The following is a 15,042-nucleotide window of genomic DNA, read 5'->3' on the forward strand; positions in this document are numbered from 1 at the left end:
TAATTATTTAATTAACCCTGACCCCTTTTTGCTTTAAGGAAGTTAGACGCATATCAAGATGCTGGATTTCCTGGCAGTTATATTTTTCCTAACGGAAATTGCCAGGATCGGCATATGTTCAGCTTCGAACGCTCCGGCCTGGGCCGGAAACTCACTTTGATCAGCGCCATGTCGACCGGCTGCGCTTTGCTGCTGGCGTTTGCGGTGTTTGCCGGCACCCATGTGATGAGCCAGCTGGAGCAGGAGCGCCGCCAGCTGTTCGCGCTGGCCGGCACGCTGGCGGCCGGCAGCGAGATCGCGCTGCTGTATGTGGACCCGGCGCAGGGCGACCAGGTGCTGGCGCTGGCCGCGTTCGACGGCCGCGATGATATTCGTCAAGTGGCGCTGTTTGACCGCGACGGCAAGCTGCTGTCGCGCAGCGCGCCGGGCCGGGACAGCCCGCCGCCGCCGGATTTGACGCCGCGCGCGCTGGCGGAGCTTGGCAAGGCGGGCGCGTCCGAGCTGTGCGGGCCGCCGTGGGCGCCGGGGCTGCGCCAGTTCCGCGCCGTGCATTTCCAGCAGGATCAAGTCGGCGCGGTGATGGTGGAGGCCGGCCTGCCGCGCATGTGGCGCGGGGTGCTGCAGAACTTGCTGGCGGGCGCGGCGGCGGCGCTGCTGTCCTTCTTTACCGCGCTGTTCCTTGCGCGCCGCTTCCGCGACAATATCGCCGAGCCTATCGCCAGCCTGATCGCGGCGGCGCGGCAGACCGCGGACGGCCAGCCGGGCGCGCCGGTGCTGCACGCGCGCAGCGACGAACTGGGCGCGCTGATCGACAGTTTCAACGACATGCTGGTGCAGATCGCCAGCCGGGACGCCAAGCTGGCGCAGTACCGCGACCAGCTCGAGCGCCAGGTGGGCGTGCGCACCGAGCAGCTGGAGAAGGCCAAGAACGCGGCCGAGGCGGCCAGCCGGGCGAAAAGCAATTTCCTGGCGACCATGAGCCACGAGATCCGCACACCCATGAACGGCGTGCTGGGGATGACCGAACTGCTGCTGGCCTCGCCGCTCAGTCCGCAGCAGCGCCACTACACCAGCATGGTCAAGCGCTCGGGCGAGCATTTGCTGTTCATCATCAACGACATCCTGGATTTCTCCAAGATCGAGGCGGGCAAGCTGACGGTGGAATATATCCACTTCAATTTCCGCGAACTGCTGGACGATATCGACAACGTCTTTTCGCCGCAGGCGCAGGCCAAGCGCATCGTGCTGGAGTTCGCCATTGCCAACGATATCCCGGTGGCCATCTGCGGCGATCCGAACCGGCTGCGCCAGGTGCTGTTCAATCTGCTGGGCAACGCCATCAAGTTCACCGAGACCGGCACGATCACGGTCAAGGTCGACGTCACGGCGGAAGACGCGCAAACCGTGGGCCTGCGCTTCGAGGTGCAGGACACCGGCATCGGCGTGTCGCGCGAGGCGCGCGCGCGCATCTTCGATTCCTTCTCGCAAGCCGACGGCTCCACCACGCGCAAGCACGGCGGCACCGGCCTGGGGCTGGCGATCTCCAAGCAACTGGTGGAGCTGATGGGCGGCACGATCGGCATAGACCATGCTTTAGCGCAAGGTTCAATCTTCTGGTTCACCGTACAGTTCGACAAGCGCCGCGTCGAGCCGGAGGACGCGGCGTTCAATCCGAACGCCACTTTGGGGATGCGTGCCTTGATTGTCGACCAACATAGCGACAGCCGCCTGCTGCTGGAACGCCAGCTGGCGCACTGGCACATGCACAGCGACAGCGCCGCCAGCGCGGACGCGGCGCTGCGCATGCTGCACGAGGCCGCCGCGCGCGGCCAGCCCTACGAGGTGGCGCTGCTCAATATGGACCAGCGCATGGGCAGCGGCCTGATGCTGGCGGCCGATATCAAGGCCGATCCGGCCATTGCGTCCGTGCGCGTGCTGCTGCTGAGCGACGAGCGCAACGCGGCCGACACCCGCCAGCGGCGCGAGGCGGGCGTGGCCTTCCAGCTGATCAAGCCGCCGCGCGCCTGCGATTTGTACGACTGCATCGTGACGCCGGTGCGCGCCGGCGACGGGGCGCGCCAGCCGCCGGCCGCACCGCCGCCGGCACCGCACACGGCGCCGGCCGGCCTGGCCACGCCGGCTGCGCCGCCCGGCGGCGCCAAGCCGCGCTCCCGCCCGCGCAACAAGGTGCTGCTGGCCGAGGACAATCCGGTCAACGTGGAGGTGGCCTCGGCCATGCTGCAAGGCCTGGGGCTGGAGGTCAGCCTGGCGGCCAACGGCGCCGAGGCGCTGGACGCGGTGCGCGACAACCACTTCGACCTGGTGCTGATGGACTGCCAGATGCCGGTGATGGACGGCATGGCGGCCACCGCCGAAATCCGCCGCCACGAGCAGCAGCGCGGCGCCGCGCAGCATTTGCCGGTGGTGGCCATCACGGCCAACGCCATGCCGGGCGACCGCGAAAACTGCCTGGCGGCCGGCATGGACGACTATCTGAGCAAGCCCTTCACCCAGCAAGGCCTGGGCGACACGCTGGCGCACTGGATCACGCTGCCGCTGGCGGCCAGCCTGGCACGCAACACCGATGCCGACGTCGACGCCTACCCCGATGCGGTCGGCGCAAGCGACGCGCCCCTGCTGCCGGACCTGCCGGCCGTCATCAACCAGCAAGCGCTGGACAATATCCGCGCGCTGCGCCCCGGCCAGGGCGGCGCCCTGCTCCAGCGCGTGCTGCAGGCCTTCCTGGCCGACACGCCGCGCCACCTGGCGGCGCTGCGGGCGGCCTTGCACAGCCCGGCCGCCCGCAGCGCGCCCGACACCGTGCGCCGCACCGCGCACAGCCTGAAATCGAGCAGCGCCAATGTGGGGGCGGACGCCCTGGCCGCGCTGTGCAAGGAACTGGAACAACTGGCCAGCGCCGGCCTTCCCGATGGCGCCCTCCCCCTGCTGGCCTGCATGGAGCGGGGATTCGACGCAGTGCGGCTCTCGCTCCGCGCCATCCTAGAGAAGGAAGCATGACATGGCAGTGCACCCATCCCCCAAACGCGGCACCGTGCTGGTAGCCGACGACGATCCCGTCATGCGCCTGCTGATGCTGGAAATGCTGGCCCAGGTGGGCCTGGACGCGGTGGAGGCCGAGGACGGCCCGGCCGCCATCGCCAGCTTCCAGCGCCAGCCGCCCGACCTGGTGCTGCTGGACGTGGACATGCCGAATATGGACGGCTTCGAAGTCTGCAGCGCCATCCGCGCGCTGGAAACGCATGCGGCGGCGGCCACCGTGCCCATCATCATGGTCACCGGCGGCGACGACCTGGAGGCGGTCACCCACGCCTATGAGGCGGGCGCCACCGATTTCGTGTCCAAGCCGATCAACTGGCCCATCCTCGGCCACCGCGTGCTGTATGTGCTGCGCGCCAGCGACGCCATCGCCCGGCTGCGGGTGGCGGACGCGCACAACCGCGCCGTGCTGGCCGCCATCCCCGACACTTTTTTCCGCCTGAACCGCGACGGCGTCTACCTCGACTACGAACAGGGCCACGAGGCCAACAGCGCCTTCCCGCAGGAGCACTGCGTGGGCCGCCACGTGAGCGAGGTGCTGCCGGAGCATATCGCGGGCCAGCTGCTGGAGCAGACCCAGGCAGTGCTGGCCACCCAGCACATCCGCTCCTTCGACTATGAATTGCAGCAAGGCCAGCAGCAGCGCCATTTCGAGGCGCGCCTGGTCAGCACCGGCGCCGGCGACGTGCTGGGCCTGGTGCGCGACATCAGCGAGCGCAAGCGCGCCGAGGAGCAGATCCGCCGCCTGGCCTATTGCGACAGCCTGACCGGCATTCCCAACCGGCAGGCTTTCCTGGAATTGCTGGAGCGCGAGCTGGCCCATTCGCGCCAGGCCGGCAAGAAATTCGCCGTGCTGTTCATGGACCTGGACGCCTTCAAGCGCATCAACGACACGCTGGGCCACAACGTCGGCGACCTGCTGCTGCAGACCGTGTCCGAGCGCCTGCGCGAAACCATACGCCCGAGCGACGTGGTGAGCCACAGCCATCTGGCCCGCCTGGGCGGCGACGAGTTCACCATCCTGATCCCCGACCTGGAGCGGGTGGAAAACGCGCTGGCCGTGGCGCAGCGCGTGAAGGACGCCATGCGCCGTCCCTTCCAGCTGGACGGCAACGAAATCTTCGTCACCGCCAGCATCGGCATTTCGCTGTACCCGACCGACGGCGAGGACAGCGAGTCGCTGCTCAAGTATGCGGACACGGCCATGTACCACGCCAAGAACTGCGGCAAGAACAACGCCAAGCTCTACAGTTCCTCGCTGACCATGCAGATCATGAGCCATGTGAAACTGGAAGTGGGCCTGCGCAAGGCGCTGCAGAACAACGAGCTGTACTTGCTGTACCAGCCGCAGATCGACGTATCGAGCGCGCAGATCGTGGGCGTGGAGGCGCTGGTGCGCTGGCGCCATCCCGAGCACGGCATTATTCCGCCCAACGACTTCATTCCGCTGGCCGAGGAAACCGGGCTGATCGTGCCGATCGGCGAATGGGTGCTGCGCACCGCGTGCACCCAGGCCAAGGCCTGGCAGCAGACTTGCCGGCGCGCCATCCGCATGGCGGTGAATTTGTCGGCGCGCCAGTTCAAGGACGAGAACCTGACGCAGATCGTGCTGTCCGCGCTGGGCGACACCGGCCTGGAGCCGCGCCTGCTGGAGCTGGAGCTGACCGAAGGCACGCTGATGGACGATGCGCGCGCCACCATGGTGATGCTGGAGCAGCTGCGCGGCATCGGCGTGCTGCTGTCGATCGACGACTTCGGCACCGGCTATTCGTCCATGAGCTATCTGAAGCGCTTCGACGTGCGTGCGCTGAAAATCGACAAGAGCTTTATCGTCGGCTTGCCGCAGGACAGCGAAAACGCCGCCATCACGCGCGCCATTATCGCCATGGCGCACGGCCTGAAGATGATCGTGGTGGCCGAGGGCGTGGAAACCGGCGAGCAGCTCGTGCTGCTGGAACAGTATGGCTGCGACATGGCCCAGGGCTATTTCCTCGGCCGCCCCGCGCCGCAGGACGCCATCACCCAGATGCTGGCCGCGCAGCGCGCCCCGGCCTCGCCTGCGCCGCCGTGAGCCGTCGGCTTGCTTGACAGCGCCGGCAAAATTCCGCGGCGCCGCCGCATGCGCGATTGATCTGGATCAGACTGCGCCGCACCGGCACCGCCTATGCTGTGATTGAAGCATACTCGGGAGATCATCATGGCAATCTGGCCAAGCGCAATGCAGGTGGTGCTGGGGCTGCCTGCCGTCGAAAACCTGGGCGGCGAACTGGTCGTCATTCCTGAAATCATCAACGCGGGCGGCGCCGCGATCCACCATTTGATGTGCCACGACATTACGCTGGGCTTTGCCCGCCGCCTGGGGCCGCCGCACGGCTACCCGGTGGTGCTGGGCGACCTCGAACGCAGCGGCGTGGCGCGCATCCGGGCCACGTTTGCCGGGGTGGGCATGCTGGCCGGCGCGCAATATCTGCTCACGCTGCGCGGCAGCTACACGGTCGACGGCATCAGCTTCCCGCTGGCGCTCACGCGCTATGTGCAGCTGCCGGCGCCCACGCCGCCGGACCAGGCGCCGCGCCGCTTGCGCGCGCGGGTGGCCAGCGCGGTCTGCACCGACTTCTGGAACTACGAACTGATCAATGAGGAAGACGCGGGCAGCGGACTGGACATCGTCAGCTTTACGCTCGGCATGGCCGCGCCCATTACCGTGACCGGCATTCCGCTGGGCTGGACCATGGAGACCGACTCGCTCAGCTTTGTGCGCTGGTCGGTGCTGGCGCAGGACCAGGGCGCGGCAGGCCGCATCGCGCCGGGGCGCTCGGCCAGCGGCTTCCAGCTGATGAGTCCGCACACCCGCTCGGAGGCCACGCTCAGCACGCTGGCGGCCTGGGACCAGGCCGCCCACAGCCCCGGGCCGGTGGTGGAGGATTACGCGGTGGTGCCCTACCGCTACGGCATGTAGCCGCTGCGGGCGCTACAGCACGCCGTCGCTGCGCAGCGCGGCAATGTCGGCGTCGCTGTAGCCCAGCGTGCGCAGCACTTCCTCGTTGTGCTGGCCCAGCGCCGGGCCGAGCCAGTTGGTGTGGCCCGGCGTTTCGGACAGCTTGGGCGAAATGGCCGGCAGCTTGACCGGCGTGCCGTCGGCGAACTGGTGCTGCTCGAACATGCCGCGCGCGAGGAACTGCGGGTCGCTCATCATGTCGCGCACCGAATAGATTTTCCCGGCCGGCACGTCGGCCGCCTTCAGCACAGCCAGCGCCTCGTCTATGGTGCGGGTGGCGCACCAGGCCTGGATGGCGCCGTCGATTTCCTCGGTGCGCTGCACGCGGCCGTCGTTGCGCTCCAGCTGCGGATCGCCCGCCATGTCGATGCGGCCCATGGCCAGCATCAGGCGCTTGAAGATGGCGTCGCCGTTGCCGGCGATGACGATATTCTCGCCATCCTTCGTCGTGTAGGTGTTGGACGGCACGATGCCCGGCAAGGCGCCGCCGGTGCGTTCGCGCACCACGCCCGCGTGGTCGAACTCGGGCACCAGCGATTCCATCAAGTTGAACACGGATTCATACAGCGCCACGTCCACCATCTGGCCCTGGCCCGCGTCGCGGCCGCCGGTGGCGTCGCGGTGGCGCAGCGCCATCATGGCGCCGATCACGCCGTGCAGCGCGGCCACCGAGTCGCCGATGGACACGCCCACCCGCACCGGCGGCCGGTCCGCGTGGCCGGACACATAGCGCAGCCCGCCCATCGATTCGCCGATGGCGCCGAAGCCGGGCAAGTCCTTCATCGGCCCGGTCTGCCCGAAGCCGGACAGGCGCACCATGATGACGGAAGGCTTGACAGCTTTCAGCTGCTCGTAGCCCAGGTCCCACTTCTCCAGCACGCCGGGGCGGTAGTTCTCGATGATGATGTCCGCTTCCAGCGCCAGCTGCCTGGCAATGGCGCGCCCGCGCGCGTCCTTCATGTTCAGGGTGATGCTTTTCTTGTTGCGCGACTGGACCGACCACCACAGCGAGGTGCCGTCTTTCAGCACCCGCCATTTGCGGATGGGATCGCCCTCGCCCGGCGCTTCGACCTTGATCACTTCGGCGCCGAACTCGCCCAGCATGCGGGCGCAGAACGGCCCGGCAATCAGCGTGCCGAGCTCGAGGACCTTGATTCCGTTTAAGGCACCCTTGCTCATGTCGCCCGCCTGTCCAGCATGGCGCGCGCGATGGTGCCCGCGTCCACGTATTCAAGCTCGCCGCCGACCGGCACGCCGCGCGCCAATCGGCTCACCTTCAGGCCGCGCGCCTTCAGCATCTCGCTGATGTAGTGCGCGGTGGCTTCGCCTTCGTTGGTGAAATTGGTGGCCAGCACCACCTCGCCGACCACGCCGTCCTGCGCGCGCTCGACCAGTTTTTCCAGATGAATATCCTTGGGGCCGATGCCGTCCAGCGGCGACAGCCGGCCCATCAGCACGAAGTACAGGCCCTTGTAGGTCAGGGTCTGCTCTATCATCATCTGGTCGGCCGGGGTTTCGACCACGCACAGCATCTTGCGGTCGCGCTGCTCGTCGCGGCAGGTGCCGCAGACTTCGTCCTCGGTAAAGGTGTTGCACAGCGCGCAGTGGTGCACGGCCTCCACCGCCTGGTACAAGGCGCGCGACAGCATGGCCGCGCCGTCGCGGTCGTGCTGCAGCAAATGGTAGGCCATGCGCTGCGCCGATTTCGGCCCCACGCCGGGCAGGCGGCGCAAGGCCTCCGTCAACAATTCCAGCGATTTGGACATGGCGTGTTCTCAGCCTTGCTGGAAGGCGCTCAGGATGTCGGCCGTCATGGTCGGCACGAATTCGGTGATGGCGTAGCTGGCGGCACCGGCCTCGTTGAAGGGATCGAGTTCGATCACCGCTTCAATGTCGGCGCGGCTGTCCGCCGTGGCGATGATGATGCCGCCGGTGCGCGGCACCATGCGGCCCGACATGAGGAACATGCCGTTGTCATACTGCTCGCGCAGGTACTCGCGGTGCGCGGCCAGCAGCGCGTCGATCTCCTCGGCCGGCTTCAAATACGTGAGCGAGATGATGAACATGGCTTAGAAAGGCATCTTGAAGCCGGCCGGCAGGTTCATGCCGGAGGTCAGGCCTGCCATTTTCTCGGCGGAGGTGGCTTCGGCCTTGCGCACGGCGTCGTTGAAGGCGGCGGCCACCAGGTCTTCCAGCATGTCCTTGTCGTCGGCCAGCAGCGACGGGTCGATGGAGACGCGCTTGACGTCGTTCTTGCATGTCATCACGATCTTGACCAGGCCGGCGCCGGACTGGCCTTCCACCTCGATCGAACCCAGCGCGTCCTGGGCTTTTTTCATATTGTCCTGCATTGCTTGCGCCTGCTTCATCAGGCCAGCCAGTTGGTTTTTCATCATGATGGTGTTCTCCGTATCGGGTGAGTATAAATTAGTGCGCGGGCGGCGCCGGCGGCGGCACGATGGAACCCGGCACCACGAAGGCGCCGAACTCGCGGATCATGCTTTGGATGAACGGGTCGTTCGCCACGGTCTCCTCGGCGGCGCGCTGCACGGCCGCGCGGTGCGCCTGCGCTTCGGCGCTGGCGGTGTACCAGGTCGGGCCGAGTTCGGTTTCCACGCGCACCGGGCGGGCGAAACGCTCGGTCAGCGCCGCTGCCAGCTTCTCTACATTGGGTGCGGTGCGCCAGGTTTCAATCGGCACCCGCAGATGGAAGACGGCGCTGTGGCTGCCGTCCGGGGCGCAGGCGATCAGCTCGGCCTGCGTGGCCAGCTGCTGGGCCACGCCGCGCAGCGGCAGGCGGGCCGACAGCGCGGGCCAGTTGCCGTCCCAGTCCAGCTCGGGAACCGGGGTGACGACGTAGGCGTGCGGCGCCTTGGCCGGCGCGGGTGCAGGACGCGGCGCGAAAGTGGGCTGCTGGCCGGGCTGGTTGTAGTCCTGCGGGGCGGCGTCGGCCTGGCCGTTGGCCGGCATGGCGCTGTCGTCGGAGAACTCGGTGACCCAGGGCGGCAGGTCGTCATCCGGGGCGGCCTGGCGCGGTGCGGCTTGCGGAGCCGGACGCGGCGCTGGCTGCTGGGCCGGGGCCTCGATCACGGCTGCGCCCATGGCGGGACGGCCGTCATCCCAGGGGGCAGCGGCGGGCGCGGGGCGCGCGGAGGCGGCGGGCGCGTCGTCCCAAGGAGCGGACGGCGGCGGCGCCGGGCGTGCGGACTCTGGCGGCGCTGGCGGCGCTGGCGCGTCTTCCCATGGAGCGGGCGGACGGGCAGGCGCCGGCGCGGCTTCGCGAGCGGGCGACGGTGCGGCAACGGCATGGGCCGGAGCGAACGCCTGGGCCGGCGCCGGAGGCTGGGCCGGCGCTTGAACCTGTGCCTGGTGCTGTACCGGGGCGGGCGCATCGGGCGCGGCGGGGGCTGGCGGCGTCAAAGCCGGACGGCTGCTGACAGGCTTTTGACCGGACGCAGCGCGGGCCGCCTCAAGCGCGGCCTGGATCGCCGCACGTGCCGGACTGAGCGGCGCAGCGGACGCGGGCGCGCGCGCGGGTGCTGGCTGGCTGGGCGCGGCTTGCGCCGGCGCCGCAGCTTGCTGGACGGGTGCGGACGCCATCGGCACGGGCGCCGGAGCCTGCGGGGCTGGCGCCATCGCGACGGGCGCCGGTGCCTGCTGGGCTGGCGCGGGCGATGCATACGCCGCCTGTGCAGGCGCGGCCATATGCACCGGCGCCGGCGCGGCAGCCTGGGCCGCATCGGCGCGGGCCATGGCGGCGGCGCCGGCCACCACGGACGGCGGCGGCGGCACGGACAAATGGCTGGCGGCGGACACCGACGCGGCGCGCGCAGGCATGCCGCCCTGCTGCCCGCCTGCGGCGCCACCGCCCACACTCAAACCGGCCGCAGCCGCAGCGGCACGGGCAGCGCCCGGACCGCGCGCTACCGTAGGCGCGGCAGCCGGGACACCTTCAGCGCCGCCGGCGCCGGGGCGAAAGGCCAGCATGCGCAGCAGGGTCATCGAGAACCCGGCGTACTCATCCGGCGCCAGGCCCAGTTCATTGCGGCCATGCACGGCAATCTGGTAATACAGCTGCACTTCCTCGGCGTCGAAGGCCGAAGCCAGGCGCACGATGTCGGCGTACTCGGGCAGGTCGGACGGCACCGCAGCCGGCACCGTCTGCGCCAGCGCGATCCGGTGCAGCAAGGTGCCCAGGTCCTGCAAGGCGCCGTTATAGGACAGGCTGCGCGAGGCCATCTCGTCGGCCACGGCCAGCAGGTCGGCGCCGTCCTGGTTCGCCAGCGCGTCGAGCAGGCGGATCAGGTAAGACTGGTCCAGCGCGCCCAGCATGCCCTGCACCGCGTCCAGCGTCACTTCGCCGGCCGCGTAGGCGATGGCCTGGTCGGTCAGCGAGAGCGCGTCGCGCATGGAACCGTGCGCGCCCTGCGCCAGCAAACGCAGCGCCGGCTGCTCAAAGCTGATGCCCTCCTGGCCCAGGATATTGTCCAGGTGGCTGATGATATGGCCCGGCGGCATCTGCTTCAGATTGAACTGCAGGCAGCGCGACAGCACGGTGACCGGGATTTTCTGCGGATCGGTGGTCGCCAGGATGAACTTCACGTGCTCCGGCGGCTCCTCCAGCGTCTTCAGCATGGAATTGAAGGCGTGGTTGGTGAGCATGTGCACCTCGTCGATCATATAGACCTTGAAGCGCGCATTCGACGGCGCGTACACCGCCTGCTCGAGCAACTGCGCCATCTCGTCGACGCCGCGGTTGGACGCCGCGTCCATCTCTATATAGTCGACGAAGCGGCCGCTGTCGATGGCGGTGCAGGCTTCGCAGACGCCGCACGGCGTGGCGGTGATGCCGCCGCTGCCGTCCGGGCCGATGCAATTAAGCGATTTGGCCAGGATGCGCGACAGCGTGGTCTTGCCGACGCCCCGCGTGCCGGTAAAGAGATAAGCATGGTGCAGGCGGCCACTGTGCAGCGCGTGCGTCAGGGCGCGCACGACGTGCTCTTGGCCGACGAGCGTTTCAAAGTTCCGGGGACGGTATTTGCGGGCGAGGACTTGATAGGACATGGCAGCGATTTTACCGTAGATAGCCGGTGCTGCGGTCAACATTAGACGTTGTACATGACATCGCTTACACTCTTGCTTTCCATTTAACAATTGAAAAAATGAAAAAACTTGCTTTAACGCTGCTGTGCGCCCTGCCCCTGCTGGCCCACGCCGAAGACCGCGAATGGGCGCCGTACAAGAAAATCGTGGAAACGGTGAAGCTGGATAAATTCTACAGCCTGCCGGCCGCCGAGCGCGACAAGCTGAAGGTGTACACCCGCTTCACGCCGGCCAACAAAGCCATCGCCCCCGGCAGCCTGAAGCTGACGGTGGTGCATGCCGGCGGCAAATTCCCGCTGGTGCTCGACGAGCTGGGCCGCACGGTGCTGGTGCCGAACGAGAAATGGATGGCCGAGGACGCCAAGATCTGGACCAACCAGCCCAAGGGCGAAAAAGCCAGCGTCGGCTTCGACATCGTGGCGGTGCTGCCGGAGGCGGCGCAATGGAACTACGCCACGGTGATGGGCAGCGTGCCGCAATCGAACGCCGCCATCGACAAGGTGGCCGGCGCGCTGAGCCTGCTGGCGCCGACGATGAAGGTGGTGATCTTCAAGTTCCACAAGCCGGCCTACCTGGTGGTGCAGGCCAAGGGCGGCGACAAGCGCTACGTCACGGACGGCAAGCAGCAAATCCGGCTCAAGCTGGACAAGGCGCTGCTGGCGGAAAACCCGCTGGTGACGGTGAGCGAACAGCCGTTCGAAGCGGAAGTGGACGGCGAGTAAAGCATAGGGACGAAAAAAAAGCTGCATCAGCAGCTTTTTGATCTAAAGAGGCGAGCCTGATCTGCGGCACTTGCGGTGAATAGCTGTGGCTGCTTCGTTCCCGACCTGACCAGGTTGGCCATGCCGCAATGCGCAGGGGCCCGCCGGCTGCAATTATACCCGCTCCACGCAATTCTGCCTAATCGCGCGCGCAAACCAATAAGCAAGCTGAGCCGCATTCGGGGTCTGACCCCGAATGCGGCTCAGCTCGGCTGCTGCTGAAATGCGCAATTACAGGCCCAGCTCCTGCCAGATCTGGTCCACGCGGGCTTTCACTTCGGGCGCCATGACGATGGTGGTGCCCCATTCGCGCGTGGTTTCGCCCGGCCATTTATTGGTGGCGTCGATGCCCATCTTGCTGCCCAGGCCGCTCACCGGGGAGGCGAAGTCCAGGTAGTCGATCGGCGTGTGGTCCACCAGCGTGGTGTCGCGCGTGGGGTCGACGCGGGTGGTGATGGCCCAGATGACTTCGTTCCAGTCGCGGATGTTGACGTCCTCGTCCACCACTACGATGAACTTGGTATACATGAACTGGCGCAGGAAACTCCATACGCCCAGCATCACCCGCTTGGCGTGGCCGGCGTACTGCTTGCGGATCTGCACCACCGCCATGCGGTAGCTGCAGCCTTCGGCAGGCAGATGGAAGTCGGTGATCTCGCTGAACTGCTTTTGCAGCAGCGGCACGAAGACTTCGTTCAGCGCCAGGCCCAGCATGGCCGGCTCGTCCGGCGGCTTGCCCGTGTAGGTGGAGTGGTAGATCGGGTCGCGCCGCATGGTGATGCGGTCGATGGTGAACACCGGGAAGCTGTCCTGCTCATTATAGTAGCCGGTGTGGTCGCCATACGGCCCTTCCAGCGCGTGCTCGTAGCCGCTCGGGTGGTTCTCGTCCGGGTAGATATGCCCTTCCAGCACGATCTCGGCCGAGGCCGGCACGCGCAGCTCGCTGCCGATGGCTTTGACCAGCTCGGTGCGGCTGCCGCGCAGCAGGCCGGCGAACTGGTATTCGGACAAGGTGTCCGGCACCGGCGTCACCGCGCCCAGGATGGTGGCCGGGTCCGCGCCCAGCGCCACCGCGATCGGGTAGGGCTTGCCCTTGGTCTGGATGGAGTGCTCGCGGAAGTCCAGCGCGCCGCCCCGGTGCGCCAGCCAGCGCATGATGACCTTGTTGCGCCCCAGTACCTGCTGGCGGTAGATGCCCAGGTTCTGGCGCTTCTTGTTCGGCCCCTTGGTAATCACCAGGCCCCAGGTGATCAGCGGCGCCACGTCGCCCGGCCAGCAGTGCTGGATGGGCAGGCGCGCCAGGTCGACGTCGTTGCCTTCCCAGACGATGTCCTGGCAGGGCGCGCCCTTCATTTCCTTGGGCGACATGTCCCACACGGCTTTCACCAGCGAGCCCAGCTCCATCAGGTCCTTGAAGCCCTTGGGCGGCTCGGGCTCTTTCAGGCGCGCCAGCACGTGGCCGATCTTGCGCAGCTCGCTGGTGTCCTGGGCGCCCATGCCGAGCGCCACGCGGCGCTGGGTGCCGAACAGATTGCCCAGCACCGGCATGCTGTGGCCGGTGGGATTCTGGAACAGCAAAGCCGGTCCGCCGGCCCGCAAAACGCGGTCGCACACCTCGGTCATCTCTAAATGGGGGGAAACTGCCGTCAAAACAGGCTTAAGCTCGCCCATTTTTTGCAGTTGGGCAATAAAATCACGCAGATCAGAATATTTCATACTTTTTTACTTTTTTTTCGCTCCAGACGCGCCGGACGAGGTTTTTGAGTCAAGTGGTTGATTTTATTGGTTTTTGCCAGTTTGCAAGGCAAATATCTAGATTCAAAAGTTATAAAGAACGTCCGTGTTAGTATTGACGTGATATAAAACGGCTTCTACAATTTGCCCTACTTGAAGAGGACATGGCCTGTTAGCCAACTTTTATCGCTAACGACCGGTCGCTCATTCATTCACGGAGTCGGGGCTCCACATGACATTTTAAGGAGTGTTTTCAAAAGGCGTCTGCCTTGCCCCCGAAAAAAGTTGTATTGCGACTGTTTACACATACGCCTCCAGCATACGCTCCAGGTAGTAACAGCTCAGGCAAGCAATGATGGCGTTCGGCGCGCACCCACGGTGCGGCCACGGACGAATGATATTTCTGATGCACGGCATTGGCACATCGATACGACTGCGTTTTTTGACGCGGCGGGGATGCGCTCGTTACGGACATTTCAGGGGAGTTCTGAATGACTAATCGTTTTATCCCGGTAGCCAATGCTACCCGTCAGTTGGCGCGTGGCGCTACTGGCCTGGCAAGCTCGCGCGTCAGCGTGCGCAGCGTGCTCACTACCGCGCAACACACTTTGACCGTTTTTGGCGTTAGCGCCCTGGTCATGATCGCCGTCCTGTACGCCCGTCCCGACCTGGCCCATGCCCTGAGCAAGAGCCTGCTGCAAGAACCTGCCGCCGTGGCCGCCGTCACGGCGCCGCCGCTGCACGAACTGATGGAGGCGCCCGCCGGCGGCTATGCCGCCGCCGATACCCCGCTGACGCCCGAGGAAAAGGCCATCATGGGCACCCGCAAGCAGCAGGAATGGGTGACCTCCTGGCTGTCCAAGCGCTACCGCGTGGCGGGCGACGCCACCAATATGCTGGTTTCCACCGCCTACCTGACGGCGCGCGAGATCAAGCTGGACCCGCTGCTGATCCTGGCCGTGATGGCCATCGAGTCGGGCTTGAACCCGTTCGCCGAGAGCCCCATGGGCGCCCAGGGCCTGATGCAGGTGATGTCCAAGGTGCACCATGAGAAGTTCCAGGAAATGGGCGGCGTGCAGGCTGCGCTGAACCCGGTGGCCAATATCCGCGTCGGCTCGCTGATCCTGAAGGATTATGTGACCCGCGGCGGCTCGGTGGAAGCCGGCCTGAAAACCTATGTGGGCGCGGCCGCCTTCGAGACCGATTATGGCTACGGCAACAAGGTGCTCAACGAGTACCAGCTGCTGAAGCGTGTTTCCGCAGGCAAGAAGGTGCCTACGACCAACCCGGTGATCGCGGCAGCCCCTGCCACCACCAAGCAGGTGGAAAACGCCGTGGCGGCCAATGCCGTGGCCAAACTGCCGGACGCCCAGCTGGCCGGCCTGTAAG

General features: G+C 66.6%; 11 protein-coding genes and 1 other RNA gene. 5 read left to right on the forward strand and 7 right to left on the reverse strand.

Features of this window, described 5'->3' with window-relative positions; translation table 11 throughout:
- Window positions 1-114: 114 nt before the first annotated feature.
- The 3 genes from AC07S4_RS24350 (at window position 115) to AC07S4_RS24360 (ending at window position 6,016) form a co-directional block, all read left to right on the forward strand.
- Complete coding sequence (locus tag AC07S4_RS24350; protein ID WP_494989068.1) at window positions 115-3,018, forward strand: hybrid sensor histidine kinase/response regulator; 2,904 nt, start codon at window positions 115-117, stop codon at window positions 3,016-3,018.
- Window position 3,019: 1 nt separating this feature from the next.
- Complete coding sequence (locus tag AC07S4_RS24355; protein WP_494989069.1) at window positions 3,020-5,128, forward strand: putative bifunctional diguanylate cyclase/phosphodiesterase; 2,109 nt, start codon at window positions 3,020-3,022, stop codon at window positions 5,126-5,128.
- Between the two features lie 126 nt (window positions 5,129-5,254).
- Window positions 5,255-6,016, forward strand: a complete 762-nt coding sequence (locus AC07S4_RS24360) for a hypothetical protein (RefSeq protein WP_494989070.1) — start codon at window positions 5,255-5,257, stop codon at window positions 6,014-6,016.
- A gap of 12 nt (window positions 6,017-6,028) precedes the next feature.
- Here the strand turns inward: AC07S4_RS24360 and AC07S4_RS24365 are convergent, their stop codons facing one another.
- The 5 genes from AC07S4_RS24365 to dnaX are packed head-to-tail and all read right to left on the reverse strand — an operon-like array spanning window position 6,029 to window position 11,119.
- Window positions 6,029-7,234 (reverse strand): CaiB/BaiF CoA transferase family protein, encoded by a 1,206-nt coding sequence (locus tag AC07S4_RS24365; protein ID WP_494989071.1) that lies wholly within the window; start codon window positions 7,232-7,234, stop codon window positions 6,029-6,031.
- Entirely contained in the window at window positions 7,231-7,821 is a 591-nt protein-coding gene (gene recR / locus AC07S4_RS24370; protein WP_161073097.1) for a recombination mediator RecR, read from the reverse strand. The genes AC07S4_RS24365 and recR overlap by 4 nt, the downstream gene beginning before the upstream one ends.
- Before the next feature lie 9 nt (window positions 7,822-7,830).
- Window positions 7,831-8,121 carry a YciI family protein gene (locus AC07S4_RS24375; RefSeq protein WP_161073098.1) on the reverse strand — a complete coding sequence of 97 codons (291 nt, stop codon included), beginning with the start codon at window positions 8,119-8,121 and terminating at the stop codon, window positions 7,831-7,833.
- 3 nt (window positions 8,122-8,124) lie between these two features.
- Window positions 8,125-8,451, reverse strand: coding sequence for a YbaB/EbfC family nucleoid-associated protein (locus tag AC07S4_RS24380; protein WP_436267346.1), 327 nt, complete (start codon window positions 8,449-8,451; stop codon window positions 8,125-8,127).
- A 31-nt stretch (window positions 8,452-8,482) separates the two neighbouring features.
- Window positions 8,483-11,119 carry a DNA polymerase III subunit gamma/tau gene (gene dnaX, locus AC07S4_RS24385; RefSeq protein WP_494989072.1) on the reverse strand — a complete coding sequence of 879 codons (2,637 nt, stop codon included), beginning with the start codon at window positions 11,117-11,119 and terminating at the stop codon, window positions 8,483-8,485.
- A gap of 98 nt (window positions 11,120-11,217) precedes the next feature.
- On the opposite strand from dnaX, the gene AC07S4_RS24390 reads away from it, so the two are divergent.
- Window positions 11,218-11,880: a hypothetical protein gene (locus tag AC07S4_RS24390; protein WP_494989073.1), complete on the forward strand. Its 663-nt coding sequence runs from the start codon at window positions 11,218-11,220 to the stop codon at window positions 11,878-11,880.
- A gap of 46 nt (window positions 11,881-11,926) precedes the next feature.
- Here AC07S4_RS24390 and ffs read toward each other — a convergent pair.
- Window positions 11,927-12,025: signal recognition particle sRNA small type (gene ffs / locus AC07S4_RS24395), an RNA gene on the reverse strand.
- Between the two features lie 125 nt (window positions 12,026-12,150).
- Window positions 12,151-13,635, reverse strand: a complete 1,485-nt coding sequence (gene ubiD, locus AC07S4_RS24400; RefSeq protein ID WP_494989074.1) for a 4-hydroxy-3-polyprenylbenzoate decarboxylase — start codon at window positions 13,633-13,635, stop codon at window positions 12,151-12,153.
- Between the two features lie 509 nt (window positions 13,636-14,144).
- Between ubiD and AC07S4_RS24405 the strand changes: the two genes are divergently transcribed.
- Entirely contained in the window at window positions 14,145-15,041 is an 897-nt protein-coding gene (locus tag AC07S4_RS24405) for a transglycosylase SLT domain-containing protein (RefSeq protein WP_494989075.1), read from the forward strand.
- Window position 15,042: the final 1 nt, after the last annotated feature.

This window comes from Pseudoduganella sp. GW821-FHT05F09, from assembly GCF_059419605.1.

Coding starts and splice junctions, on each gene's coding strand:
- AC07S4_RS24350 (WP_494989068.1), top strand. CDS start 115: ATGTTCAGCTTCGAACGCTCCGGCCTGGGCCGGAAACTCACTTTGATC.
- AC07S4_RS24355 (WP_494989069.1), top strand. CDS start 3,020: ATGGCAGTGCACCCATCCCCCAAACGCGGCACCGTGCTGGTAGCCGAC.
- AC07S4_RS24360 (WP_494989070.1), top strand. CDS start 5,255: ATGGCAATCTGGCCAAGCGCAATGCAGGTGGTGCTGGGGCTGCCTGCC.
- AC07S4_RS24365 (WP_494989071.1), bottom strand. CDS start 7,234: ATGAGCAAGGGTGCCTTAAACGGAATCAAGGTCCTCGAGCTCGGCACG.
- recR (WP_161073097.1), bottom strand. CDS start 7,821: ATGTCCAAATCGCTGGAATTGTTGACGGAGGCCTTGCGCCGCCTGCCC.
- AC07S4_RS24375 (WP_161073098.1), bottom strand. CDS start 8,121: ATGTTCATCATCTCGCTCACGTATTTGAAGCCGGCCGAGGAGATCGAC.
- AC07S4_RS24380 (WP_436267346.1), bottom strand. CDS start 8,451: ATGATGAAAAACCAACTGGCTGGCCTGATGAAGCAGGCGCAAGCAATG.
- dnaX (WP_494989072.1), bottom strand. CDS start 11,119: ATGTCCTATCAAGTCCTCGCCCGCAAATACCGTCCCCGGAACTTTGAA.
- AC07S4_RS24390 (WP_494989073.1), top strand. CDS start 11,218: ATGAAAAAACTTGCTTTAACGCTGCTGTGCGCCCTGCCCCTGCTGGCC.
- ubiD (WP_494989074.1), bottom strand. CDS start 13,635: ATGAAATATTCTGATCTGCGTGATTTTATTGCCCAACTGCAAAAAATG.
- AC07S4_RS24405 (WP_494989075.1), top strand. CDS start 14,145: ATGACTAATCGTTTTATCCCGGTAGCCAATGCTACCCGTCAGTTGGCG.